This is a genomic window from Halomonas cupida (genome assembly GCF_900142755.1).
Classification (GTDB): domain Bacteria; phylum Pseudomonadota; class Gammaproteobacteria; order Pseudomonadales; family Halomonadaceae; genus Halomonas; species Halomonas cupida.
The window spans coordinates 12,061-37,104 of record NZ_FRCA01000014.1 but is presented as its reverse complement, the minus strand read 5'-3'; the positions used below and the strand labels follow the sequence as shown (position 1 = coordinate 37,104).

Annotated in this window: 21 protein-coding genes and 1 pseudogene; 16 read left to right on the top strand and 6 right to left on the bottom strand. The window is 52.3% G+C overall.

Features of this window, described 5'->3' with window-relative positions; translation table 11 throughout:
* Positions 1–45: 45 nt before the first annotated feature.
* The 13 genes and pseudogenes from BUE38_RS23315 to BUE38_RS19585 all read left to right on the top strand — a co-directional run.
* Positions 46–935: pseudogene (locus BUE38_RS23315) on the top strand (IS3 family transposase); the annotation flags it as partial.
* A gap of 252 nt (positions 936–1,187) precedes the next feature.
* Complete coding sequence (locus BUE38_RS19635; RefSeq protein WP_073436941.1) at positions 1,188–2,036, top strand: hypothetical protein; 849 nt, start codon at positions 1,188–1,190, stop codon at positions 2,034–2,036.
* 56 nt (positions 2,037–2,092) lie between these two features.
* Positions 2,093–3,475: a polysaccharide deacetylase family protein gene (locus BUE38_RS19630; RefSeq protein ID WP_073436940.1), complete on the top strand. Its 1,383-nt coding sequence runs from the start codon at positions 2,093–2,095 to the stop codon at positions 3,473–3,475.
* A 99-nt stretch (positions 3,476–3,574) separates the two neighbouring features.
* Positions 3,575–3,787, top strand: a complete 213-nt coding sequence (locus BUE38_RS19625; RefSeq protein WP_200802215.1) for a hypothetical protein — start codon at positions 3,575–3,577, stop codon at positions 3,785–3,787.
* Positions 3,788–4,131: 344 nt separating this feature from the next.
* A complete protein-coding gene (locus tag BUE38_RS23545) occupies positions 4,132–4,404 on the top strand; it encodes an integrase catalytic domain-containing protein (protein ID WP_443093379.1) in 273 nt (90 codons plus the stop codon).
* A gap of 41 nt (positions 4,405–4,445) precedes the next feature.
* Positions 4,446–4,682, top strand: coding sequence for an integrase core domain-containing protein (locus BUE38_RS23540; protein ID WP_200802214.1), 237 nt, complete (start codon positions 4,446–4,448; stop codon positions 4,680–4,682).
* 63 nt (positions 4,683–4,745) lie between these two features.
* On the top strand, positions 4,746–5,783 hold the full coding sequence (locus BUE38_RS19615; protein WP_073436939.1) for a GSCFA domain-containing protein: 1,038 nt from the start codon (positions 4,746–4,748) through the stop codon (positions 5,781–5,783).
* Complete coding sequence (locus BUE38_RS19610) at positions 5,773–6,477, top strand: hypothetical protein (RefSeq protein ID WP_143166407.1); 705 nt, start codon at positions 5,773–5,775, stop codon at positions 6,475–6,477. The genes BUE38_RS19615 and BUE38_RS19610 overlap by 11 nt, the downstream gene beginning before the upstream one ends.
* Before the next feature lie 175 nt (positions 6,478–6,652).
* Entirely contained in the window at positions 6,653–8,398 is a 1,746-nt protein-coding gene (locus BUE38_RS19605) for a hypothetical protein (RefSeq protein WP_143166406.1), read from the top strand.
* A 28-nt stretch (positions 8,399–8,426) separates the two neighbouring features.
* Entirely contained in the window at positions 8,427–9,656 is a 1,230-nt protein-coding gene (locus BUE38_RS19600) for a glycosyltransferase family 4 protein (protein WP_170234304.1), read from the top strand.
* Positions 9,657–9,668: 12 nt separating this feature from the next.
* The gene (locus BUE38_RS19595) at positions 9,669–10,928 is read left to right on the top strand and encodes a glycosyltransferase family 4 protein (protein WP_234987114.1); all 1,260 of its coding nucleotides are present in this window, start codon (positions 9,669–9,671) and stop codon (positions 10,926–10,928) included.
* Between the two features lie 48 nt (positions 10,929–10,976).
* Positions 10,977–12,269 carry a sugar transferase gene (locus BUE38_RS19590; RefSeq protein ID WP_073436934.1) on the top strand — a complete coding sequence of 431 codons (1,293 nt, stop codon included), beginning with the start codon at positions 10,977–10,979 and terminating at the stop codon, positions 12,267–12,269.
* A gap of 173 nt (positions 12,270–12,442) precedes the next feature.
* Positions 12,443–13,744: an O-antigen ligase family protein gene (locus BUE38_RS19585; RefSeq protein ID WP_234987113.1), complete on the top strand. Its 1,302-nt coding sequence runs from the start codon at positions 12,443–12,445 to the stop codon at positions 13,742–13,744.
* A gap of 67 nt (positions 13,745–13,811) precedes the next feature.
* Here BUE38_RS19585 and BUE38_RS19580 read toward each other — a convergent pair whose 3' ends face one another.
* Positions 13,812–14,561 (bottom strand): PIG-L deacetylase family protein, encoded by a 750-nt coding sequence (locus BUE38_RS19580; RefSeq protein WP_073436933.1) that lies wholly within the window; start codon positions 14,559–14,561, stop codon positions 13,812–13,814.
* 209 nt (positions 14,562–14,770) lie between these two features.
* On the opposite strand from BUE38_RS19580, the gene BUE38_RS19570 reads away from it, so the two are divergent.
* Entirely contained in the window at positions 14,771–16,756 is a 1,986-nt protein-coding gene (locus tag BUE38_RS19570) for an acyltransferase family protein (protein ID WP_073436931.1), read from the top strand.
* Between the two features lie 258 nt (positions 16,757–17,014).
* Here BUE38_RS19570 and BUE38_RS19565 read toward each other — a convergent pair whose 3' ends face one another.
* The 3 genes from BUE38_RS19565 to BUE38_RS19555 form a co-directional block, all read right to left on the bottom strand.
* Complete coding sequence (locus BUE38_RS19565) at positions 17,015–17,563, bottom strand: hypothetical protein (protein ID WP_073436930.1); 549 nt, start codon at positions 17,561–17,563, stop codon at positions 17,015–17,017.
* Positions 17,564–17,990: 427 nt separating this feature from the next.
* Positions 17,991–19,322 carry a PIG-L family deacetylase gene (locus BUE38_RS19560; RefSeq protein WP_073436929.1) on the bottom strand — a complete coding sequence of 444 codons (1,332 nt, stop codon included), beginning with the start codon at positions 19,320–19,322 and terminating at the stop codon, positions 17,991–17,993.
* Positions 19,306–20,511: a glycosyltransferase gene (locus tag BUE38_RS19555; RefSeq protein ID WP_073436928.1), complete on the bottom strand. Its 1,206-nt coding sequence runs from the start codon at positions 20,509–20,511 to the stop codon at positions 19,306–19,308. The genes BUE38_RS19560 and BUE38_RS19555 overlap by 17 nt, the downstream gene beginning before the upstream one ends.
* A 393-nt stretch (positions 20,512–20,904) precedes the next feature.
* On the opposite strand from BUE38_RS19555, the gene BUE38_RS19550 reads away from it, so the two are divergent.
* Both BUE38_RS19550 and BUE38_RS19545 read left to right on the top strand, forming a co-directional pair.
* On the top strand, positions 20,905–22,002 hold the full coding sequence (locus tag BUE38_RS19550; RefSeq protein ID WP_234987112.1) for a glycosyltransferase: 1,098 nt from the start codon (positions 20,905–20,907) through the stop codon (positions 22,000–22,002).
* A gap of 64 nt (positions 22,003–22,066) precedes the next feature.
* The gene (locus tag BUE38_RS19545; protein ID WP_073436926.1) at positions 22,067–23,215 is read left to right on the top strand and encodes a glycosyltransferase; all 1,149 of its coding nucleotides are present in this window, start codon (positions 22,067–22,069) and stop codon (positions 23,213–23,215) included.
* Here BUE38_RS19545 and BUE38_RS19540 read toward each other — a convergent pair.
* Together BUE38_RS19540 and BUE38_RS19535 are read right to left on the bottom strand one after the other, a co-directional pair.
* Positions 23,212–23,916, bottom strand: coding sequence for a lipopolysaccharide kinase InaA family protein (locus tag BUE38_RS19540; RefSeq protein ID WP_073436925.1), 705 nt, complete (start codon positions 23,914–23,916; stop codon positions 23,212–23,214). The genes BUE38_RS19545 and BUE38_RS19540 overlap by 4 nt on opposite strands.
* Positions 23,913–25,007 carry a glycosyltransferase gene (locus BUE38_RS19535; RefSeq protein WP_073436924.1) on the bottom strand — a complete coding sequence of 365 codons (1,095 nt, stop codon included), beginning with the start codon at positions 25,005–25,007 and terminating at the stop codon, positions 23,913–23,915. Before BUE38_RS19535 ends, BUE38_RS19540 begins: the two co-directional genes overlap by 4 nt.
* Between the last annotated feature and the right edge of the window lie 37 nt (positions 25,008–25,044).

Genomic DNA, 25,044 nt, shown 5'->3' with positions numbered 1-25,044 from the left:
GCAGTTGACACCTCATTAAGACAGTAGACTGAGACGAGGTGACCCATGGCAAGGCAAGAAGCTTCTATAAAGAAGACCCGTACCCGCTACTCCCAGGACTACAAGACCGAGGCCCTCGCACTCGCCGGCCATGTTGGCATCAGTGCCGCGGCTCGAGAGCTTGGCCTTCAACCCAGCCAGCTCTACCAATGGCGAGCCAAAAGACCCAACAGAAGCAAAGCGCCTCAGATCGCGAGCAGGCTCTGGCCGACCAGAATGCCCGGCTCAAGCGCCAACTGGCCGAGAAGTCAGAAGAGCTTGAAATCGCAAAAAAACCGCGGTGTACTTTGCCAAGAGCCTGAAGTGAAGTACGCCTTCATCCATCGACATCGTCAGGCATCCAGCATCCAGTGCATGTGCATGGTTCTCGGAGTCGCTCACAGCGGCTAATACGCTTGGCGACAGTATGGCGGCGAACCGTCCCCGAGGCACCTCCGGCAGGCAGTTCTCGACAAACGAGTGGCCCAGGCTTTCCAGCGCCGGAAAGGGCGTTCAGGCGCCTCCAGATTGGCACTGGACCTGATAGAAGATGGCCTAGTAATGAATCGCAAGACCGTTGCTGCCCGCCTACGACGCCAGGGCAGCGCGCAAGTTCAAGGCGACGACGAACTCGCGGCACTCACTGCCGGTGGCGCCCAACCTGCTAGAGCAGGACTTCACCGTCATGGCGCCTAACCAGAAATGGGTCGGCGACATCACCTATCTGGCGACACGTGAAGGATGGCTCTACTTGGCGGTACTGATCGACCTGTTCTCACGCAAGGTGATCGGCTGGGCGATGAGCGAGCGGAATGACCACCGACCTGGTCGGAGACGCGTTCCAGATGGCGCTGTGGCGCCGTCGGGTGATCCATTGCGCCGAACGACTGATTGCCGACGGGGACCGTTCGAGCAGAGCCGCCACTTTCCTGATGCTCAAGCCTTGCTCGAGGCTGACTTGGATCGTAGCTCGTCCTTTAATGCAAAATTCAGAATATGAACTGGATACAACACTTTACCGATGTGATCAGGTATTGCACTCAGAATTTTCGGCCAAGGTGGTTTAGGAAAAGATGCAGCCAAAGTTATATCATGAATCGTGAGTTTTTAAGTTTGAAATATTGGCTTTGTAGTGCTTTATTTTTTAACTGGCAGGGGGAGTGTACCTTATGATTATTGCGCATATCGGCTCGTGGAAAACAGGTACAACGGCCTTTCAATATGCCCTCAGGAAGTCCAAGGTCGAGCTTGAGAGAAATAGAATTCGGTTTGTCGATACTCGAGAAAAGTGGTTTTCTGAAGAATTTTTGCCTCTCTTTAGGAATTTTGTTAAGCGTTACGAAAGTAATAGAAATTATGCAGAGTCTCTTGAAGGTTCAATTGATGTTTTTGAAAGAAAGGTAGGGTTTGAAGATGATTTAATTATATCTTGGGAAGCGGCCCTTGGTAACCCATTAAACCCCTCTAGAGAAACTCTTTATCATCCGGAAGCAACTGCCACCTGGTTTTCAGCCTTGAATAATATAGCAGAAGTTAAACTTTCTCTTGTTATTCGAGACCAAGTTGAGCTAATCCAGTCAATGTACGCTCAAGAGGTGAGGAAAGGAAGGTACACAGGGGATTTTTCTGAATTTTTGCATGACAAGATGCCTCTTGATGTTAGTTGGTCAAGGGTGGTTGCTCCTTTTTTTGAAGCTGGTTTGGGTGATTCGCTTCGTGTTATTCCTTACTCAGTTTCAAAGGGGAATATGCAAAACTATTTTTCGAAAATTTCTTGGGAGAAAATGAAGTTTTCTGAGATAGATATAAGTGAGCGTAAAAATCGATCCTTTTCAAAAAAGGCAATAGAAATGATGCGCAGATGCTCTCCTCTCCTTGAGAAAAGTGAGGCTCGTCACTTTGAAAAGTTTTTGGTTGAAAATTTTAGTGTCGATAGCATGAGTGGCTATGCGATTGCATCATCCGAACAGGTTTCATTTATTAGATCTCATATAAATAAGGATGACTATAATACATAGGTTTAATTGTTATTCCTGAATGAATATGAGCTTTAAGAAATAACAGGGGTTTTCTTGTGAAAAATAAAGCTTTTCTTAAAGTAAAAAAAATTAATGATTCTGAGTTTGAGTTGCAGGGGGCAGGGCTTGTAAAGCTATTCCGTAAGATGGAAGCTAAATATTGTAATATTGAAATTTTTTCGCCAAATGGTGGGCCAGTTTTTTTTGAAAAGATGAGGGTGTTCCAAGGAAGCAGGTCAGGAGTTAGAGGTTGTCAGTACTTTGATAAAAGTGTTCGAGAGCTACTTGTTTTGCCACGTACTTCCGAAGTGTCGATTATTTTTTCGGTAGGGAGTGATAGTGAGTTTCAAGAAGATTCAATCTTGCTCTATTTAAAAAAGGTCCAGTCACCGGCTTGCGTAGATATTAATAAAGCTGGAGAGGCTGGTGGTTCAATCAGTGACTTTCCGATCCAAAGAATGCTCATTGAAGATTACAAATCCAATTCAGGTGATGAAATACTTGAGAAGTCATTAAATATTACAGTGGATGTCGAAGATTGTTATTTTTCTTCGCTTGAAATGCTTGAAAGTTCTTCGGGAATTCCTACGACAAGTGCTATATCAAAAATCTTGTCGGACAGAGGTTTGGCGGGGACGTTCTTTGTCAATGTGTATGAAATAGATTTCTCTGTTAATTCTGAAAAAATAAGGGGAGTTATTAAAGATCTGTCTGATTGCGGGCATGAGGTCGGGTTACATTGTCATCAGCATCCCAAGCTTCCTTTTTATAATAAATTGATCACTGAATATAATTATGAGCAACAGCGTGAAATACTGGAGTATGGAAAGAAGAAGTTAGAAGATATTTGTGGCGTAAATATAACTTCTTTTCGTGCCGGTGGTTACCAACATAATGATGACACCTTGAGAGCATTAAGGGATGTTGGTATTTTTGTGGACTCTTCTATCCTGTTTCCTAAATATGGTGATAATGATGACAAGGTTAAGTTTCTTCATCCACACCTTGGGGAGAGTGGTTGTATTACACGAATCCCTGTAACGCCTGTTATTGTGTCTGGAAAATATGGTGGAGCTAAGGAATCGAAGCTTGATATTAACTGGTTGAAAGGAAGCGAGATTAAGGGGGTGTTGAGTGGTGCTGGTGTGCCGGCTCATTGCAATTTTATGATGCACTCTTTTTCTTTTTTTAAAAAGAAAAGTTTGAAGCCGGGGCAAATTTTTGATTCCACGGAATTTAAAGTTAGTCCAGAAAATCTTAAGGGAAGGCGTGTAGCTCTTAGTGGGTTTAATGAAGATGTCTATAATGATTTTGTTGATTTTGTTGACTATGTAGCCTCATCAGGTTTCATAGTTGAGACATGCTCGCAAACTGCACGTAGAGTCTCGTCTAAACAAATATCAGAATCTCCGTTTATTCCGGTTTTGCATAGAGGTTAGTTTCCGGCTATTAATTGGTGTAATGGCTAGATTGATCTTACCCAGCAATCGTGGACACCGATCTATGAAGCGACCCCCTCCAGAGCTGCACAGGGTATAGTGCAGCCATCAGGAGGACAGGATGAGCGACGACAACCCCATCAAGCGGTGGACTGCCAAGCGCAAGGGGACATCTTCAAGGGCAAGATCACGGCCGCTGAGGTGGCTCGCCAGTACGATCTCACCGTCTCCGAGGTCGAGGGCTGGATTGATGAAGCCCAGCGCAGCATGGAGAACGGGTTCAAGGCCCGCCGGAAGGGCATCCGTGAGTGAGCTCCGTGAGACCAAGGAGGCACTGGGCGAGGCTCATCTGCTGATCTATGCGTAAAAAAATTCAAGCGCCTGCTCGACGAGGAGGAGAGCTCGTAAGGTCGCTGCAGTCGCAACTGGTCGAGGAAGGCCATGTGGTGTCGCTCGTCAAGCTCTGCCGCTGGCTGGGATTCCCCCCGGCGAAGCCTGTATTACCGGCCCCAGTCGCGGAAGCGTGTCATCAATGGCGACTTGGCGGCGCGGGTGAAACTGGCTTCGGAACGGTTCCCCACCTATGGCTATTGCCGACTGGCGTGTGTCCTGGGTGAGAACCGCAAGCCGGTTCAGAGCATCCTGCAGCTCAAGGGCTGGCAGGTGCGGAAACGGCATCAGGGCTTCCGCCCTCGTGCCAAGAGTCTGCCATCCGTTGCCTCGAGGCCGATCTCACCCACGTGTGGTGTGGAAAGGATCGGCGAGCCAGCCTGGCGGTGATCATCGGCTGCTGCACACGAGAGATCCTCGGCTGGCGGTTATCGGACAATGGCAGCAGCAAGAACGCAGAGGCCGCGCTGGAGGAAGCGCTGATCTATCGACTGGGGGCGCGAGCGCGTTCAGCAACCGCTAGCCCTTCGGTCAGATAACGGGCTCGTTTTCAGCAGTCGCCACTATATATACGGGCACAGTGAAGGCCTATGGTCTCACGCAGGAGTTCACGACGCCGTATACACCGGAACGGAACGGGCTCGTGAAGCGCTTCTTTCGCTCTTTGAAGGAGGAGTGCATCTGGCTTCATCGCTTCGAGTCTCTGGGCCAAGCCAGAGTCGTGATCGATCGCTGGATCCGGTACTACAACGAAGAGCTTCCACATCAGTCTCTGGACTATGTAGCACTCCGAGCACATCCCGAATTAGCTGCGTAGAGTGTGCAGAAACCAGGGGGCATTACAGTTATTTAAGTTCCATAGGCCACATGGGTGTAATTTATGAATCCTTATGAAGATTTACCACAAAAAAATTTTTGGCGCCCTTCTGTTGCAAATAGACATCCACTTGATATCGATGATCTATGGGAATCGAAATTTAAAATTAAAAACAGTGACAAGGTTGCTTGTTATGGTTCCTGCTTTGCCCAACATATAGGTCAGGCATTGAGAGAGAGGGGCGGGTGCTGGTATATCACTGAAAAAGCTCCATCTTTTGTAGATGAAAGTGTAAGAAGAAAATACTCTTATGATATATTTAGTTCCCGTACTGGGAATATATATACTGTTTCATTGCTTAAGCAGTGGTTGCTATGGGCTACGAGGAAAAAAGAGCAACCTGACGAAGTTTGGGAGAAGAATGGGAGGTTCTTTGACCCGTTTAGGCCTAGGGTAGAGCCTAGAGGGTTTAAAAGTAAAAAAGAGGCTATCGAGTCTAGAAATATAACAATAGAATGTTTCAGAGAATCTGTTGTGAAGAGTGACTACTTTGTTTTTACTCTTGGCTTGACCGAGAGCTGGGTACATAAACATGGTGGGTATGAGTATCCGATGTGCCCTGGAACGGTGGCTGGCGAGTTTAATCCTGATGAGCATGTTTTTGAGAATCAGAGAGTTCCTAAAGTAAAGAATGATCTGTATTGTGTGTTGGACATTTTGCGGGAGTTGAATCCAAAAATAAAGATCATACTTACCGTTTCTCCTGTTCCTCTTACTGCAACGTACACTTCTCAGCATGTTATCGTGGCCACAATGAAATCTAAGTCCGTTTTGCGGAGCGTGGCTGGGATGGCTGCAGAGGATAAACGTTTCGTTGATTATTTTCCCTCGTATGAAATCATAAACAGCCCAGTGTTTAATGGGATGTTTTTTGAACCTAATCGTCGCAGTGTTAATCCGCGTGGTGTTTCCTATGTCATGGAACACTTTTTTAAGTCGCTAGAAATAACAAAACAGGATGCTTTCTTAGAGAAGTCTGGAGCGGTTCAGGATGCCTTCTGTGATGAGCAATTGCTGGAGGCATTCTCCGATGAAAGATAGGCTTAATATTTGTGTGTTAAGTAATAGTCATGCTGGCTCTCTAAAACAGGGTTGGGACAGAATGTGCAAAAATCACCCAAGTATTGAAGTGACTTTTTTTGCACAGCGCTCACATGGTATGAAAGATCTAGAGGTCGTGGATGACAAGCTTCTTCCCGGAAATAAGAAACTAGGCTCTGCAATAAAGTTCACGTCAAAGGGAAAAGATCTAGTTGATCCGAAAGAATATGATGTGTTCTTAATATATGGATTGGGGCTTCAGCCAATTACAAATAACATTAATGGATACTCAGAGGAGTTTCTTAAAGAGGCTGTTGATGATTATGTTAAGAAAACGATTTTGTATGCGACGTACGCTAAGCTTACGTCCATAACTAATAAAAAAATCTTTCTTTCGCACAATCCTTTGAGGTCGTATAATGAGCCTTTTGTGAATAAGCCACTAGAGTATTATTATGATGGAATTCGCTTGCTGAATGATTGTGGAGTGTTTAGAGAAGGTGATGAAGTCATTCCGCAACCAGAAGAAACAATTGAAGGTGGTTATAAAACTTCCCCTGTTTACTGTAACGGCTCCGTAAAGGTTGAGGTTGGAGATAGGCATGATGGAGAAAATCATGACAAGAGTGACCTGTTCCATATGAATGGAAAGTTTGGTGAAGTTTGGATGAGAAACTTTTTGGCATCTTTCTGACCTTTTGAATTTTAGAGCCAGAGTTGGGGGGCGTTGTTTTTATTTTTTCAGTATTATTTTAAAAGATCTATGGAGTCCATGGTAGGGCTTGAGAAAGACTAAGATTAGATGTCTGCCCTGCACTGTTGTGTGATTTTTAAATGAGTTTTTGGTTGTGCTGTTTGGGAGCTATCCATTGATAAAAAGAAATTTAACCTCTTTAAGGTGGTTTTTTTCTCTTGGGAATAAAATGTTTCGTGTTGTCCCCGGGGCGACATTAATAGTTGTAGTAGCTACATTGATTTCTCAGTTTTCAGTTCTTCTTGCTTCACTGCTTCCTCTGAAAGTGATCATGCTGTTGGGGTCTACAGGGATACCTCGTTATTTTCCTTCTTTTTTTGAGAGTGTAGATCGAGATGTGCTGGTATTGTCGCTTGGTATGCTGGCGATTGTTTTTTATCTCTTTCACCTGATTTCCGAAAAGATAATCACTTATGGTGTTGGTGTAGGGGCTGGTTTTCTTTTGAGAAGAAGCCAAAAAACGATTCTTTTTGAAAGCCAAGACGAAGTTGCTACTCAAGGATATCAACGTTATTCTCGGAGTATGGCCAGTATTATTTTGGTGTTAGTTATATCGACAGGCTTGTCTTGGACATATTCACACCTTTCATTGTTTCTTTTTCTATATATTGTTCTGCTAGTTTTTATCTTCTCCGCGCTTTATCTCGGTAGGGGGGCGGTGCGCAAAGGACTAGATGAAGCTCCCTCGAAGATTGTCGGATTTGCAGCAAATATTGGATTTCTACTTGCTTTCATGTTTATGGTCTGGGACTTTTTATGGGGGAGTCCTCCAGGCTTGTTAGTTGCTGTCGTCTCCATTATTTTAATTAGGCAAGGATTTTCTCGCATCACTGCCCTAGTTGGTGATTTTAAGTGGTTGAAAGACAGGAAGCTGAAATTAAACGCATTATTCTTCCATGGTCATGTATTGCTTGATGAGTCGAAGAGGCATGAAAAGGGGTTTTGGGCACTTTTTGACGACCCTCATAGAGAGGCGTGGGTACGGAATGTTTTGGAAGAAGTCTCCTCTTCTTTTCAGGAGAAAGAAATTGAGCTAAAATGGTACCATTTGGGAGTTCAGGATGTTGGTGCAATTGTTGTTAAAGTTTTCGTTGCAGATGGAGAGCATGAATCCTATTTAGTGAAAGTGTTTGCAGCAAATAGAGGGGGGCAAGCAATACACGAAGCAACTCTTTTGGCGGATGATGACGCCCTTCCTTCATTGGGGTTTGTCAATGCAGCGCAAATTAATGGGTTGAAATGTAATATATATAAGATGAGCGATAATTTTTGTATTTATCAACATGGAGCCAATTCGGCCAAGATTAAGTCTCTTGGCTTACTTATGACTGTTGAGCCAAGTATAGAATTAGTCTCACGTTTTTCTCGGTCAAAGCCTCCACTGTGGCAGCGTGTAGATGGAAAGATGGTCGAAAGGCTTAGAATGGTAGCAGAGTTAACTGGTGGGGAAGTGTCAGTTAATGTTAAGGAGTTGCATTGTCAATATGGCCTGATTGTATCTAAGTTAAAAGCCTTGCCAGTTTCTGTATTTAACCCGGATGTTACGAAAGGTACTGTAATAGAAGATGATGACGGGGGAATAAAGATGCTTCATTGGGGACGCTGGAGTTTGGAACCAATAGGGGCAGGATGGCCTGTGGCCACCAATCAGCTGGAGCTCCTGGGTGAGGCGTTGAGCGAGGCAAAGAAGGTCCGGACATCAATGACAAATGTATGCCTTAAGGATGTCGCTTTAGCGGCTTTAATGTTTGAGATGGAGGCGCTTTGCTCACGTCAAAAATTTTTACAAGCACTTGAGCTGATACCGGATATTCTAAGCTGCCTGGAAGTTCCGTTAGAGGAACCTCAGACAACCGCTTGAGAGTAATGTTCATCCCAAGGATCTCAATTTGTTTACTATTTCCATGATTGTATGGAACGACTTTCTTAACGACGCTCGTGTCCTGAAGGAAGCACAGACTCTCCAGGCGGCAGGTCATCAGGTTGTGGTCCATGCGCTGCATGCTCCGGGAAAGACTTCAGAGCGGGAAACGCTGGAGTCAGGCGTCAAGGTTGTGCGTGTGGCGCGCAGCCCGCTCTGGAAGTTTCGCAAGCGGCAGCATGCCAACCCGGATGCGGTTGAGTCAGCAGCAGAGCCCGCGGTGGCGGATAGGTCTGGCTCGAGGCGCCTGATTGGGCAATTACTGAGCATCGCTGCGCGAACCTGGGCGCATATTGAGCTGACTTACCAACTGGTTCGTTCCCGCCCCTCGGTGATTCATGCCCATGACGTGAACGTGTTGCCGACTGCCTGGCTGGCCGCAGTGCTTGCTCGTGTACCGTTGGTCTATGATGCCCATGAGATCAGCACCGACCGGGAAGGTTACAAGAGTTTTCGCCGTGTCGTGGGCTGGGTGGAAAAGACTCTGATGCCGCGTGCCGTGGGCACCATCACCACCACCGATGCGCGGGCGAAGTTCTTCGCGCGAGCCTATGGCATACCGCGCCCATTGGTGCTGCAGAATCGCCCCAGACTGACACAAGTCGAGCAGTCCACCAGAATTCGCGACGAGTTACAGCTCGATAAGCCATGGCCGATCATCCTGTACCAGGGAGGACTCCAGCAGGGGCGGGGGTTGCCCCGGTTGGTGGAAGTCGCAGCCAGCGTTCCGAATGCCTGGTTCGTGTTCATCGGTGGCGGGCGCCAGGAAGGGGAGTTGCGTCACCTCGCTGAACAGCTGGGGCTGGCCGAGCGTGTGCGTTTCATCCCTACGGTGGCGTTGAGCGAGTTACCGTATTACACAGCTTCGGCGGATATCGGTGTTCAGCCCATCGAGAATACCTGTCTCAATCATTTCACGACGGATTCGAATAAGCTGTTTGAGTATGTTGTGGCAGGGTTGCCGGTGGTGGCGTCCAGCCTGCCGGAAATCAGCAAGGTCGTGCGAAGGTACGATCTCGGTATACTTACGACGCCCGGCGACAGCGAGTCGTTGGCCGAGGCACTGAATACCCTGGTTCAGGATCCGGCGCTACGGATGCGCTATGCAGAAAATGCTGGAATCGCCTCGCTCCATCTCAATTGGGAAGAGCAGGAGCAGGCGTTGGTCAAGCTCTACGAGAGGGTGTTGGCTGGTTAGTCATGAGCTTGAGTGAGGCATTATTTGAATATCCTGTTGTTGAGTTTCTATTATCCCCCGGACCTGAGTGCGTGCTCATTCCGCACTCAGGCACTGGTCAAGGCCATGTTGCCCAGGCTGGCGGGTGACGCACGCATTGATGTTATTACGACACTGCCCAATCGTTACGCCTCGTTCTCTGCTGCTGCGCCGGAGATCGAGCATGAGCAGCAACTGAGCGTATATCGCGTAGCGCTGCCGTCTCACCAGAGCGGTATGGTAGATCAGGCTCGGGCTTTCATTACCTACGCCCGAGCCGTCAACCGGTTGGTGAAAGGTCAGCAGTATGACCTTGTGGTGGCCACTTCCTCCCGTTTGATGACGGCGACTCTTGGGGCCTGTATCGCCCGACGCCAGTCGGCGACCTTGTACCTGGATATCCGCGATATCTTTGTCGAAAACCTTCGCTACATCCTGCCGAAAGGAGCGCGGAGACTGGGGAGTACAGCGTTCAGCCCCATCGAGCGCTGGACTATTGGCCAGGCGGACAAGATCAACCTGGTGTCGCCAGGCTTTGCTGGCTATTTCGAGGAGCGATATCCTTCGCGGCGTTTTTCCTGGTTCACCAATGGTGTGGACGAGCTATTTGCTTTCAGTAGTGGCATGGGTACCGGCTGTGACGTGTCGGGCGGTGATGTACCGGAACGTGACCTGCCGGAAGGTAATGTGTCCGGGCGTGACGTCTCAGGGTGTGAGAGTCGGCTGCGCGTGGTTTACGCGGGCAACATGGGTACCGGTCAAGGGCTGGATCGAATCCTGCCGGAGTTGGCGAAGCACACGGCAAACCGGTTGGATTTCGTCGTGATTGGCGATGGCGGTGGAAAGGATGCGTTGCAGGAAGCACTTCAAACGGAGAGGGTAAGCAATGTGCAACTGCTTGACCCGCTGTCTCGCGACAAGTTGATGGATGAGTACCGGTCCGCCGACATTCTCTTTCTGCATCTCAATGATATGCCCGCGTTTCTGCGCGTCTTGCCGTCCAAGCTGTTCGAGTACGCTGCCACAGGCAAGCCGATCTGGGCTGGACTGGCAGGCCATGCGGCGGACTTTGTCGGCAAGGAAATCAACAACGCGGTGGTGTTCCCGCCCTGTGATGCTCTGGCTGCGCTCCAGGCCCTGGAACAACTGGATCTCAACGTATGTCGTCGCGACGATTTTGTGGAGCGCTACCGCAGAACTCGACTGATGGAGGATATGGCGGACGATATTCTGGAGACTCGCCATGCAACCTAACCATATGTTATATAATTGCTTTCGCTGCTGTTCTGATGACAGCACGATATGGATAGGGAATCATTTGTGACTCGCGATTACGAGCGTCGTCATTCCAGATGGTACGAAAAGATCCTGCTGGGGCTGCCATTCCAGTTGGTGGTCGGGTTACCACTGGTGGTTGGGCTACCTTCTCTGGAGCGCTGGGAGTGGGGCTTCTGGCACTATCTACCGGATGTGCGCACCAATACCATCATTGCCATTGTTGGAGCCTTTATTGCGACCGTGCTGACACTCAGGCGCATGGCGCGGTTTCCTGGCGCCCAGGTGGCGGCCTATATTGCGCCGACAGTGTCGGTGATGTTTCTTCTGGCCGTGGCCATTCTCTTCTTCACCCGTGAGGAATATACCCGCCAGGTCTTGTTTGCCGGTTATTGTGTCGCTTTGCTGTGGTGCTTCGTTGGTTATTTTGTCGGCCGACGTTATCGGTGCCTGAAGCTGGCGGTAGTACCCTTTGGTGATGCCAAAAAGCTGCGTGGAACGACACAGGTCGACTTGCGTTGGCTGGACACGCCGGATCTGGATGGAGTGCGTGTCGACGGCGTGGTGGCGGATCTGCGAGCAGACGATCTGCCCGCCGAGTGGGAGCGGTTTCTGGCCGCCTGTACGTTGTGCCGCATTCCCGTCTATCACATCAAGCAGATCCACGAGTCGATCAGCGGCAGGGTTCGAGTCGACCGGCTGTCCGAGAACGAGTTCGGTAGCCTGATGCCTTCCTCGATGTACGGCGTGTTCAAGCGCGGCATCGATCTGTTCGCTGCGTTGCTGTCCCTGCCGGTGCTGCTGCCTGTACTGGCCCTGGTGGCTGTGCTCGTCCGGCTGGATAGTCCTGGCCCGGCACTCTTCCTGCAGCCGCGGATGGGCTTTCGGGCAAGGCCGTTCAAGATGTACAAGTTCCGTAGCATGTACCATGAGCCGGGCGGAGAGGATTACACGCTCGCCGATGATGACCCGCGTATCACTCGTGTAGGGCGGTTTATTCGCAAGTATCGGGTCGACGAGCTGCCACAGGTACTCAACGTGTTGCGTGGCGAGATGAGCTTCATTGGTCCCCGCCCGGAGTCCGTGGCTCTGTCGGAGAAGTATGAGGAAGAGGTTCCCTTCTTCAGCTATCGACACGTGGTGCGCCCGGGAATTTCCGGCTGGGCCCAGGTGGAGCAGGGCTATGCGGCGGAAGCCGATGGGATGGGCAAGAAGCTGCAGTATGACTTCTACTACATCAAGCACTTTTCGCTCTGGATCGATGTGTTGATTGCCTTCAAGACATTGAAGACGATCTTTACCGGCTTTGGCGCAAGGTAGTCGCCGGAGTCGAATGGTATAGTCACGCGGGCGCCCTTGAGGCGCCTGCGGCGTTTTTGACCGGGTAAACCCGTCTGGTGGGTTCAGAACAAGGCCCGGCATTCTATTCGATGGCCATGGTAGCGATGAAAAGAACGATAGAAATACAGCAATGGGTGACCGGGCAACCGGCAATGCCGTGGCCTTCGCCCTGGCTGATGTGGTGGGTGGGGTTCACCAGCCTGGCTCTTTATGGCTCCTTGCGTCTGTTGTGGCCGCAAATCGGTGAGGTCGGCGGTACTCTGATGGGCGTTCTGGGGTTGGGGTGTGTGCTTGCCTGTGGCAAGCATCTCCGTTCCTCCGGGGCGCTATGGCTGCTGCTGGCCGCCGTTATCGTCCAGTTGATCTCCTGGACGCTGGGTTATTGGCACCACCCTGAATGGATGCCCGACAACCCTCAGTTGGATCGATTGGCAAAGTGGTTTCTGTTCATCGGTGTTGCCTGGTGGCTTGGGGGCAGCACTCGTACCACGCTGGCGCTCTGGGCGCTGGCATTGGCCGGGCTGTTGGCGACAACCCTGGTAACCGATGGGGGCATCGATCAGTGGCTGATGGGCATACTAGAGGGCAAGCGTGTTGATTTTGATCTCCAGAACGCCCAGCACACAGCAATGTTCTTCGGTTCCGGGCTCCTCGGCATTCTGGCGTTCTCACGACGCATGCTGGCATCGGGGCCCTGGGCCATTGCACGACGCATTGGCTGGTTGATTGCCTTGATGATGTGTCTGACGGGAGTACTGATTACCCAGACACGTGCTATCTGGTTGGCATTGGCCGTGGTACTGCCGGTGATGGCAGTGGTCGCGCTGTTGTGGAATTACTCCCGCCAGCATCGTCGGCAAGCGGCCAGACTGTCTGCTGTGGTGCTGTTCGGTGGCTTTGTGGCGGTGGTTCTCGCCGGGCTGGAATTCCACGATGTGGTGGAACGCCGGCTAGGGGATGAGAATCAGATCATTGCCGACCTAATGGAAGGCAATATCGATGCCGTGCCGTACCAGAGCTCCATCGGCAACCGTATCCATACCTGGATTGCGGCAGCACAATGGATCGAAGAGCGCCCGCTTGTCGGTTGGGGAGAGAACGGCAGAAGTCTGGCGGTGAAGGAAACGGACTGGCTTCCCGAGTATACCCGTGAGAACTATGGCCACCTGCACAACACCTTTCTGGAAGTATTCGTCTCCTACGGTCTGATGGGCATCGTTCTGGCAGCGGCACTGGCCTGGTGGATAGGCCGAGGTACCTTGCGTGCCTGGCGAGCAGGCATCATGCCGGGGGACATGGCGTTTTTCAGCGCGGCCTTCTTTATCTACTGGGTCATCATCAATCAGTTCGAGGCTTACCTATCCTTCTGGAGCGGGGTGTATGTTCATAACATCATCGTCGGTGGGCTGGTGACGCATTATTGGCGATTGATCAGGCAGCAGGCAGAAACCTAGTTCACAAGCAATCTGATACAAAAAGGCCAGCTATCAAGCTGGCCTTTTTCTTTCTTGTTCGCTTTTATCAAGATGACTCAGTGGCTATATGCCCAATAAACGCATCAGGCGTTGCCGAGGTGAAGTTCTCGTGGGCCTTGAGGTGGTTGGCGTACATCAGAATGCGCTTGGGTTTCTCGGCGCACTGCTGCAGGGCCTTGCCCAGCCAGATGGCGGCGGCTCGATGATCCTGGTGCGGATCGATATCCGGATGGGTGACAATGATGGTGGTGGGGCTGATCAGGTCCAGCGTCGAGACGAGATCATGGAGCAGGTTCTCGCCACTGTTGGCAATGGGATTCTGCTTGCGCTTGACGTCGCTGGGTAACGGCGCCTTGTTCCACTGTCGGAATGGGGTGATGCTCACCTCTGGCCCACCAACCGATGGTACGGTTTCTGCGGGGTTATCCAGCATTCGGCTCAGGGTGTCGTTGAAATACCCCAGCATGACCAGTTGAGCTTGCGGCACACCTGCCAGAAGTGGTGTGGTGGCGCTGTTCCAGGCGCGGATGAATCCCTTGCGCTGGCTGCCTTGCTGTTGATCCGCGTCGAGGCCGGGAAGGTACTGTCGATCCAGGCGCTTCAGTGTTTCACCTGCGGTCAGCGTCAGAATCCAGGTATCGCGGGCGTGTTGCTGATAGAGGCCGTAGGCCGCGAGTTCGGCATCATCCGGGTGTGGCGCGATAATCAGCAGCGGGCCATCATCCAGGTTCGGCCGGGTGAAGCCGAGCAGCGTTACCTGTTCGTCCAGTTGGCAATGGCAAGTGTCGAGCCGCACGCTGTGTGGGGGGGCAGAAGGGTGAGCAGGCTTTCTCCAGCCTGGTTGGCTTCGAAGTACTGTGTGAATTGCGGTTCATCGTCGGAAAGAGTCGTGACCGCGAGCAGCTTGAAGCGACTGGTCGAACGGTAGCGCAGTTGCAGCATCTGCCGATGAACAGAAAGCTGTGGCACAATGTCGCTGCATAACAATCAAAGGGGTTGCTGGGGATGAAAAAATTTTCATACAGGCCGGAAATAGACGGCCTGAGGGCAATAGCTGTTCTTAGCGTTGTCTTATTCCACGCTGGATTCTCTTGGATCCCTGGTGGGTATATTGGTGTGGATGTGTTTTTTGTTATAAGTGGATATCTTATAACTTCTATTATTTGTCAAGAGTATTTTTCAACAGGATCATTTTCTTTCTTAAACTTTTATTTAAGAAGGATTAGGCGCCTGTTTCCAGCGCTGTTCGTCACGATTTCTGCGACCTATGTTGTAGCGTCAATGATATTCTCAAGTGAGGATTATGCAAGGCTTGGAGGGGCATCTATTTCCGCAGTTTTTTCCGTATCGAATCTGTTTTTTTGGAATGAAAGCGGGTATTTTGATTCGGAATCTTCAATAAAACCATTGCTTCACACGTGGTCGCTAAGCGTAGAAGAGCAGTTCTACTTGTTATGGCCTTCTACTATATTTGCAATGTTAATTTGGATGCGAAAACGGGCTATTTTTGCTGTGATTTTTCTTTCGTTGGTGAGTTTTCTTGCTTGTGAAGTGATTATGAGAATTTCGCCCAGCACTGCATTTTATTTGACGCCGTTTAGAGTTTATGAGTTCGGTATCGGTGCAGGGTTGGCACTATATGGAAAGACATACAGCAGAAATGATATATGGTCAAAGGGAGGGGTTTTTCTTGGGATTTTCCTTGTTGTGCTTTCCGCTTTTTTGTTTAGTGAAGAGACTTCGTTTCCTGGCCTTTTGGCTTTGATTCCATGCGTTGGCGCTGCGTTGTGTATTTATTTTAAGAATGCCGGGGTTGTGTCTTCTCTGTTGAATAATAGGGTCTCTGTCTATGTGGGGAAGATAAGCTATTCCATGTATCTCGTGCATTGGCCTTTGTATGTTTTTTATACATACTATATTTATCGAGAGGTAGGTGTTGTCGAAAAAATAGCGCTGGTTATCGTAACCTTTTTTAGCGCTGTTGTTTTGTATAAGTTGATTGAAAATCCAATGCGCAGGCAGGGTTTTTGGGCTAAAAAAAGATGGTGCTATTTTGGAGCCGCTCCCTTGGTTTTTGCTGTTAGCGTAGCCTCGTATAGTTATATGAAAGAAGATGATTATTCAGGCTTGGAGGGTGTGCCTCTGGAGCAGCCAAAGGCCGTGCTTGAGAAGCGCTTTTCGGGATGTGGGATAGCCATTTCAAGTGCGGAAAGTATTTTAGATTTCTGCAAGATGGGTGATCCAGAGGTGGCTCCATCTGTAGCGGTGTGGGGAGATAGTCATGCGTCTGCTCTTTCCCTAGGCATCGACCAGATATTGGAAGAGAGCCAGTTATCTGGAATCAAGCTAACTGAGGTGGGCTGTGCTCCAATAGTCGGGGTGACTAGGGAGATTGATGGTGTTGTTAATTCTGACTGCGCTGAATTCAACGACTTTGTAATGAGAGAGATTGTTGATAGTGCCGGTATAAATACTGTCATCCTTGCTTCAAGGTGGACGCTTCAAATTGAATCCAATAGGTTTGATAATAGAGAGGGCGGAGTAGAGAGAGGAGGAGACGCTATACTCTTGGGAAAGGACAGTGATGGAGTATGGACTCGAGATATGGGACTTGTCCTTTCTTCGTTCAGGAAATCCATTGAAATGCTGGTTTCCTCAGGAAAAAAGGTTGTGCTTATATACCCGGTCCCAGAGGTGGGTTGGAATGTTCCAAGAGCTATGCACCACAGAATAGAAAATGGGCTGGACCCTCAGATTACTACTTCATATGAAGTTTTTGAGGAGAGGAATGACAGGAGTTACGATTTCCTTGACTCCATAGCTGTGCAGGGTGTGTCACGGATCTACCCTGAAAAAGTTCTCTGTAATACTTACGTCGTGGGAAGGTGCGTGGCGAGTCTTGAGAGCACTCCTTTATATTCTGATGATGACCACCTCAATGGGTATGGCTCTCTTCTGGTTGCTAGATTGTTGCCGGATATCTTAAGGTGAAGTTTTGGCAGCCCTTTTAAAGGGCTGCTTTCTTCTTTTTTCGAGTCTTGACGTGAGGCTGGGTTGTATGTGGTTATTGTTTTTATTCTGGCGTTCCTTTTTCTTTCCATGAATATTATGTTTGCAGTTTTGTTTTTGGGGAGGAAAAGAAAGGAATATAGCTACTATAGCAGTCCCTTTGAGGCGAGATTTGACAGAGCTATGTCGCAGTAAACTGTGTTTCAATGTGTTGAAGTATAATATTGCTCTGTGACTGGTCTATACGTTGTTGGAATGGGTTGTTTTAGCAGGTGGGTTTAATAAAGACCCGCTTGTTAGAGTGTTTGCATATGTGGTGTTTATATTTTTCTCAACAGATTCTAGAAGCCCAAGCTCCTTGGATACGATTAAATGCCAAGATCTGATATTTTCGGCCCGGGATATGACAGTTTTCTTACTTTCACCTGAACTGAATTTTTCAGCACATTGAATCTGCCATCTCTCAAGAACTTGGTAGCAGAAAGCATACCAACGTTCTTTTTCGCTATCGGATTGCAGGTGAAAACTGTCTACGTACCAGTGGAGAAAGGGGAGCTCCTGGATATTGCTCCACCAAGCTTCTTTACTGTTGCTGAGGCTCCAGTCAAAGGAAAGCAGATCGATATGCTGCTCACCAGTTGAATCGAGGCTGACCTTCTTGTGAACGACGGCTCTTCTCAGCTTGTTGTAGCACTCCTCGCTGTACTCAGTGGAGTCGTAGTCAGTGAGGTGTCTCGGGGCTATATAATCAGTCGACCCTGAGAATTCGGTCGCTTTAAATTGAAACATGTGAGATCCCTGTGCGTATTCGCATGGCCCATGCTTGTCCCGCATGTGGTCCATGCTTTTTTATTACCTTTTCATCGTTCTTTATCATTACGGAGATCTTTCGAACTGATCTTCCGTACGTGTTTTTATGTAAACGAATGTTTTTCAGTCATGATACCAGCGGCATGCTGGATTGTGGAGCCCTTGATGCCTGATATTGGCCCGTCTCGCGCTAGGTAGGCGGTGCCAGGCATCTCTGAACGAAACAGGGATAGGGTGGGCTTCTGATGACACAAGGGCTATTTCGTAAGCGTCCACTTACATACAGAAACTTGATCTGCATCAATTATGTTGTGCTTGTTTGAGCACAGAACTTCAAGCGGGAAGGTGCATGTTTCTTTCCGCGTGCCTCGGAAACTGAGAGACACACGGAAGCAGGGTGGAATCTTCAGTCTGACGTAGTCAGGACATGCGCAATAAACGCATCAGGCGTGGCTGAGGTGAAGGTCTCGTGGGCCTTGAGGTGGGTGACAAAGTAGTCGTGTTCACCAAGTGGGGATGCGGCAGCGGGGGGGAGCCCCTGCAGGCGGGTGGCCAGCTTGCGCTTCAGGCTCTTCTCCAACCGCGGTTTGCCCCTGAGGTCATGCATGCTGTCCATCGCCACGGCTTTCTGGCGAATGGTTTCCGGGGCGAGGTAGTGGCTGAGCAAGCGTACTGACAGGTCGCCATGGGGCCTGGCGGTGGTGGGCCAGATACCGGCTGCTGCGTAGGCAGGCCCGCGCGGGAAATTGCGGCAGCCCTTGAGGTGGTTGGCGTACATCAAGATGCGTTTGGGTTTCTCTTGGCACTGCTGCAGGGCCTTGCCCAGCCAGATGGCGGCGGCTCGATGATCCTGGTGCGGGTCGATATCCGGATGGGTGACGATGATGGTGGTGGGGCTGATCAGGTCCAGCGTCGAGACGAGGTCATGAAGCAGGTTCTCGCCACTGTTGGCAATGGGATCCTGCTTGCGCTTGACGTCGCTGGGTAACGGCGCCTTGTTCCACTGTCGGAATGGGGCGATGCTCACCTCTGGCCCACCAACCGATGGCACGGTTTCAGCAGGGTTATCCAGCATTCGGCTCAGGGTGTCGTTGAAATACCCCAGCATGACCAGTTGAGCTTGCGGCACACCTGCCAGAAGTGGTGTGGTGGCGCTGTTCCAGGCGCGGATGAATCCCTTGCGCTGGCTGCCTTGCTGTTGATCCGCGTCGAGGCCGGGAAGGTACTGTCGATCCAGGCGCTTCAGTGTTTCACCTGCGGTCAGCGTCAGAATCCAGGTATCGCGGGCGTGTTGCTGATAGAGGCCGTAGGCCGCGAGTTCGGCATCATCCGGGTGTGGCGCGATAATCAGCAGCGGGCCATCATCCAGGTTCGGCCTGGTGAAGCCGAGCAGCGTTACCTGTTCGTCCAGTTGGCAATGGCGGGTGTCGAGCTGCACGCTGTGAGGGGCAAAAGGGCCTGTCAGGTTGAGCAGGCGTTCTCCAGCCTGGTTGGCTTCGAAGTACTGAGTGAATTGCGGCTCGTCGTCGGCAAGAGTCGTGACCGCGGGCAGCTTGAAGCGGCTGGTCGAACGGTAGCGCAGCTGCAGCATCCAGGTCATGCCGGCAAGATCCGGCAGCTCGTTGATGAGCCTGGTGTAGGTGGCATCCTCGATCACAAGTTTACCGCTGGGGGCAATACGTGCCGGGCAACTGAGGTCCGCTTCCAGCGGCAGATGGTGATCAATGTGTTGAGGCATCTGGGAACTTCCGTTGTCGACGGTGCGAGCTGGACCTGTCAGTGATCTCGAGCAACTGCTGGACCACGCTATCTTCGCTGAAGCGTTTCAGCCATTCCGGCTTGACCTCCAGCGGGTGTTGAACGGCGTCGAGCATGGTATCCGCCAGCGCCTGATCATCGGGAACACATAGTAGCCGACGTTGTTCGTCGATGAGGACTTCACTGATGCCGCCAGGAACGTCGCAGGCAATGCAGGGCGTATTCAGGGCAAGGGCTTCGATCAGTACCACTCCCAGTCCTTCGAAATCGGAGCTGAGTACCAGCGCATCGGCGTGCTTGACCCAGGGGTAGGGGTTCGCCTGATGCCCCAGAAAGTGCACACGACCCTCCAGTGAGAGCTCTCCCGCCAGGGCTTCCAGTGCCGAGCGCTGTGAGCCATCGCCAATAATGGCCAGATCATGGTCCAGTCCCTGCTGGATGGCCAGGTCAAAGGCGCGTAATAGCCGGGCCTGGTTCTTGACCGGCACCAGGCGGCCGACGTGTACCAGGTAGGGACGGGGGAGGGTCGGGCTGATGGGAGCACAGGCCAGACGTTCGAGTTTGCCTGTTGGCACGGCATTGTAGATCACTTCATGCGCTGCCAGTGGTACGTCTCTTGTCTCGAGATAGGTATTGAGCGCCTGTTCGACGCCGTGGGAGACGCTGATCACCTGCTTGTCGCGGTACAATACGCGAGTCAGCCAACGTCCACGGCGCGAATCAGCAAAACGTCCGGTAATGGCTTCGACCACGCGCCACGCTCGCGGATCATCAAAGGCCCACAGATTCTCGAAGGCGCCCTGGCCACGAATCAGGATCATGTCGAAGTCGCCATGAGTGGCTTCCAGCTCGGCAACAAAAGCGGAGAAGACTCTGGTGCAGCGCTTGCCACGCCAGACGAAACCGGATCCCTTGATCAATGGGCTGAGCACCAGACGGTCCAGTAGATGCTGGGCCAGCCCGGTGCCGCGGCGACTGGCGCGGTCGACGTCAAGGTGATGGACGTGGACGTTGCTGGACAGACGGCGTCGAGAGGAGCCTTTCAGCACCAGAACATGCACTTCGTGGCCGACGTCGGCCAGCGCTTCGGCCAGCGTCTGTGTGGCCTGCTCGATGCCGCCGACATCCATGCGGCGCAGCACCAGCAGAAAACGTCGTTGATCCTTCATATCTTGCCAACCCAGGGAATTGAAGGGCTGGATTCGGCGGTCAGGTGGTCAAGGAACGGCCGCATGATCCGGTGGGGGCCGCTGCGAGTCCTGGCGCTGAACTCCATTTATGCGTGTTTTATGCATTGTCTCATAGAAGACGCGATTTGTGCTGGTTCGGCCCATCTGCTGCCGACTGACGCATGCCGGGTGTAAGGTTTTCTCGGTATTGGAGACAATCTGACTTAGGACAAGCTCTGCTGCCCGGCCTGCGGGGATATCAGGGCTGAACTCAATGGGCTATAGCCGGCTCGAAGCAGTGGTGCAGCAGGAGGCTGCCGAGACAATAACTCAAACCATGATGGTGAAACGTTGAGAACGCTGGTTGTTGTACGCTCCCTCAAGATGGGAGGAATGGAACGTGTGGCGGTCAATCTCGCCGATGCGTTTGCTGCTGCAGGTCATGAGAGTCATCTGGTCAGCTTTCGTGATGTCAAACGACCCTTGGCACCTGAGCATGATGATGTACAGGCGCACAAACTTCCGTTGATGAAGTACGCCCGTCTCACTGGGGTAGGGTATCTACTGGAGATGGCGGCACGGCTGTTTCTCAACCCGTTTGTGGAGCGCTCGTTGTTTCTGGGTAGCGGTGTGATGGGCGGAGTGGTATTCAGATGCTGGCTGAGGGCTTTCGAGCGCCAGCATGGCAAGGTGGATCGCATTGTCTTTCGTGGTCAGGGGACATTCGAGCAGGTCTGGAGCTTTCGTGACCACCGTGCGCGCTATGTGCTGGAGAATATCTTTCATGTCGAGGGTGCCTCCTGGCGGCGGCGCCTCTTCTCAGGCTGTCTTTACCATGGCCGCCATCTGGTGGCGGTTTCCGAAGGAGTGGCCCAGAGCGTTCGTCAGGCTCTGCCGTTGTGGCGTTTTACCCCTTGCTCTCTTGAGGTAATTCCCAACCCCTGCCCGGTCGACAGCATCAGGTCCAGGATGCAGGAACGAGTGCCTGAGCTGCCAGAGGGGCCTTATCTGGTCAATGTGGCGCGGCTGGTGCCGGCCAAGGATCACGAGCTGCTGTTGCGAGCCTATGCAATGAGTGGGGTAGAGATGCCCATGGTGGTGGTCGGTGAAGGGCAGCAGCGAGATGCCCTGCAGCGATTGGCGCAGGAGTTGGGTATCGAGGAGCGAGTGATCTTTACCGGATCCCAGCAGAACCCCTATCCGTGGATGCATCATGCGCGGTTGTTCGTGTTGAGCTCCCGCTTCGAGGGCATGGGAATCGTGCTGTTCGAGGCGCTGGCCTGTGATACACCGGTGCTGGCGGTTGATTGCCCCGGAGGTATCCGCCAGATACTCAAGGGGGAGCTGGAGTCGTCGATCGTGGCACGTGAGGTCGAGGCGCTGGCCGAGGGCATACGCCTTGCCGTCGAGGGCCCCAAGCCGCGGATTCGCGAGGAGTGGCTGGATGACTTTCTGCCCAGGCGTGTTGCTGGGGCATTTCTGGCGTCCTGATTTCCGCCATCCCGTTTTCTGGCACCATAGGCAACATATTCGGCTGATGTAACAGGAAACTGCATTGTCCAAGTCCACTTGCCATACCGGCACTTCGGTGCTCTTTGTCGTTGACCACCTCGATACTGGCGGAGCACCGGTTGTGGTCCGTGACCTGATCAAGGGCATGCATCAAGCCGGCGCTCAGGTCACTCTGGTGGTGCTCAGCGAACGAGTCAGCCATGAGTTGCTGGAGGGCGTGGCATTGGTAACACTGCCTCTGGCAATGAATACCCGGGCCGAGCGTCGGCAACGTTATGCGCGTCATGCGGCGTTGCTGAATGACTGGCTGAGTGGCTGGTTGAGCGATAGGCAGGAGGGCCAGACATCCGGTTTCAATCTGGTGGTGGCCCACCTGCACCACGCGCACCAGGTGGTATCGCGCAGTTGTCTGGCCAGTACGGCCTGGTACTGCCTGCATACTGACCCTGTGGTCGAGTTGTTGGGAAACAAGCGGGGGCTGGGACGCTGGCTCAAGCAGCGCAAGGTGCAGGCCCTGTATGGCGACCGGCGAGTGCTGGCGGTATCACAGGGCATTCTCGACAGTATGGCCTCGCGACTACGGATTCGTATGGCTCGCCAGGTCGCTGTCCATAACCCTATCGACATGGCGCGTATTCGTGAGCTTGCCGCTGAGCGGATAGATGATGTCCCGCCGGATTACCTGGTCTTCGTAGGTCGCATCAACCAGCGCCAGAAACGCTTTGATCGCCTGTTCGATGCCTATCGTGACAGTGGCGTTCAACTGCCGCTTGTTGTCGTGGGAGCTGGTGGGGATCTTCCCGCCGTAAAGGCCATGGCCGAAAGTCGGGGAGTTGCGGACAGGGTTCATTTCCTGGGAAGCCGAACCAACCCCTATCCTTATATGCAACATGCTCGAGCCTTGTTACTGAGTTCGGATTATGAGGGGTTTGCTCTTGTGCTGGCCGAAGCGCTGGCACTGGGGACGCCGACGATCAGTGTCGATTGTCCCAGTGGTCCGGCGGAAATTCTTTGCGAGGGACTGGCCGACTGTATTGTACCGCTGGATGACGATGCGGCTTTCGCCCGTACTATCCAATGGGCTGTCGAGCACCCTCCACGGGTTCCGACCGAGATCTGTGATCGCTTTCGACTGGCAACGGTTGTGGAGCGCTACCTGGCGTTGGCTGAACCGCATTCGGAGCAACGCTAGCGCCAGGCATCCTTGAGTCGGTCCTCGACTCTCTGGCGATACTGCTCGCCGTAGAACTTGTTGGCCGAGAGAGTCGCCTTCAGAGCAGGCCAGCGCTTGTTGTTGGCCCTGGGCATGGGCTTGAGATGGGCATCGACCCAGACCAGTTCGTGTTCAGCAGTCACCAACAGGTTGTTGAGATGCAGATCGCGATGCAGATAACCCGCCTGAGCCAGTTTCAGCACCTCATCGGCGACCTGGTCGAGCAGTCGTTCCCGGCTGGCCTCGTCAGCCTGTAGAAACACCACATCGCCTCCCATCCGAGCGCCCTGAATGTGCTCCATCAACAGTAATGAGGCATTGCGGTTGGCCGGGTTGAGACTCAACCCCCAGCCGTGGCAGCGCGGTGTGCGCAGACCTGCCCGCTGTAGTGTCCGCAAGCTCATGTACTCCTTGCGGGCATCGGACTGGGCCAGGCAGCGCTTCTCCAGGTAATCCCGGGTCAGCCATTTGAGCGGCTCACGACGTCGAGAGAACTTATCCGGCACGACCTTGGCGAGGATGGCGCCATCCGTCGAGGTGTAGAAGCGACTCGACCCGACTTCCTCGAAGGCTTCAGTCGTGGAGGTGCTCGCCAGGGCGAGCCGATCCGGAAGCCGACGAGGGTGAAAGATCAGGTAGCGCCGGCGTCGATCGTTGAAGGGAATGTCGAGTAGTTTCATGAAAGCGCTTCGAAATGAGGCAGCACATTCTCCCTGAGGAACTGCTGATAGTGGCGTGGCTCGATGGTGACCGGGTTGGCTTCCATGCGAGCAAGGGCGCTTGCCAGGCCTTCCTCGTCGTCGGGCTCGAGCAGAAACTCCTGAAGCTCCTGGGAGAGGATTTCCTTCGGCCCGCTGGGGCAATCGACACTGATCACCGGAGTATGCAGCAGCAGTGCCTCGATGAGTACGCGGGGCAGGCCCTCGGCTTCGGAGGTCAATACCATGGCCAGCGCCGACTGGATGTACGGATAGGGGTTGCGATGGTACCCCAGCACATGAACGTGATCCTGCAGCTTGAGCTCTTCGATCAGGGCGTGCAGGCGCTGCTCATGTTCCGGCTTGCCCTTGCCCATGATCAGCAGCGGGGCGCTCAGGCCATGGTGATCCAGGGCGTGACGGTAGGCGCGCAGCAGTCGATCCTGGCGCTTGCGAGGCTCGATGGCGGCAACGCTCAGGAAGTAGTGTCCGCTGGTCACCCCCGGCGGGAGCTGTAGCGCTTCATCGGCCATTTCGACAAAGGGCTCGCGCTCGTAGGGGTTGTAGATCGGGATAATGGTTTCAGCCTTGAGACCCACAACCTTTTCCAGGTTCTCCTTCACCCCGTGGGAGACGGCAATCACCTTGCGGCCAGTGTAGAAGCGCCGCACCTTGGCAAAGGCCTTTTCGCGCTGGGCGGGATCACTGAACTTGGCTGAGACGTCAGACTTGATCCAGAAGTACAGGTTGGGGAAGTCGAGATGACGGGTGATCTTGTCGCAGGAGCAGGAAATGACCACTTCCGGACGCCAGGCCTTCAGCGCCTTGTTGATCCGGTGGGCCTGCCATTTTTCGGTCAGCACCGTGGATGTCGCCTTGGTGAACTGAGTCACCACGGCCAGGTTCTCGATTTCCAGTCCTGGCGGGAGCCGATGTTCTACCTTGTCCCTGAGGGTGAAGACCTTCACTGCATGGCCACGCTGGCGCAGTTGGTCCGCGGTGTACAGCAACGATTTCTGAGCGCCACCGCCGTAGAGGTCCTCGATGACAAAGGCAATACGCTGTTGATTCACGGCTGGCTCCCTGGTTTATCGGCTCCGATATCTGGAC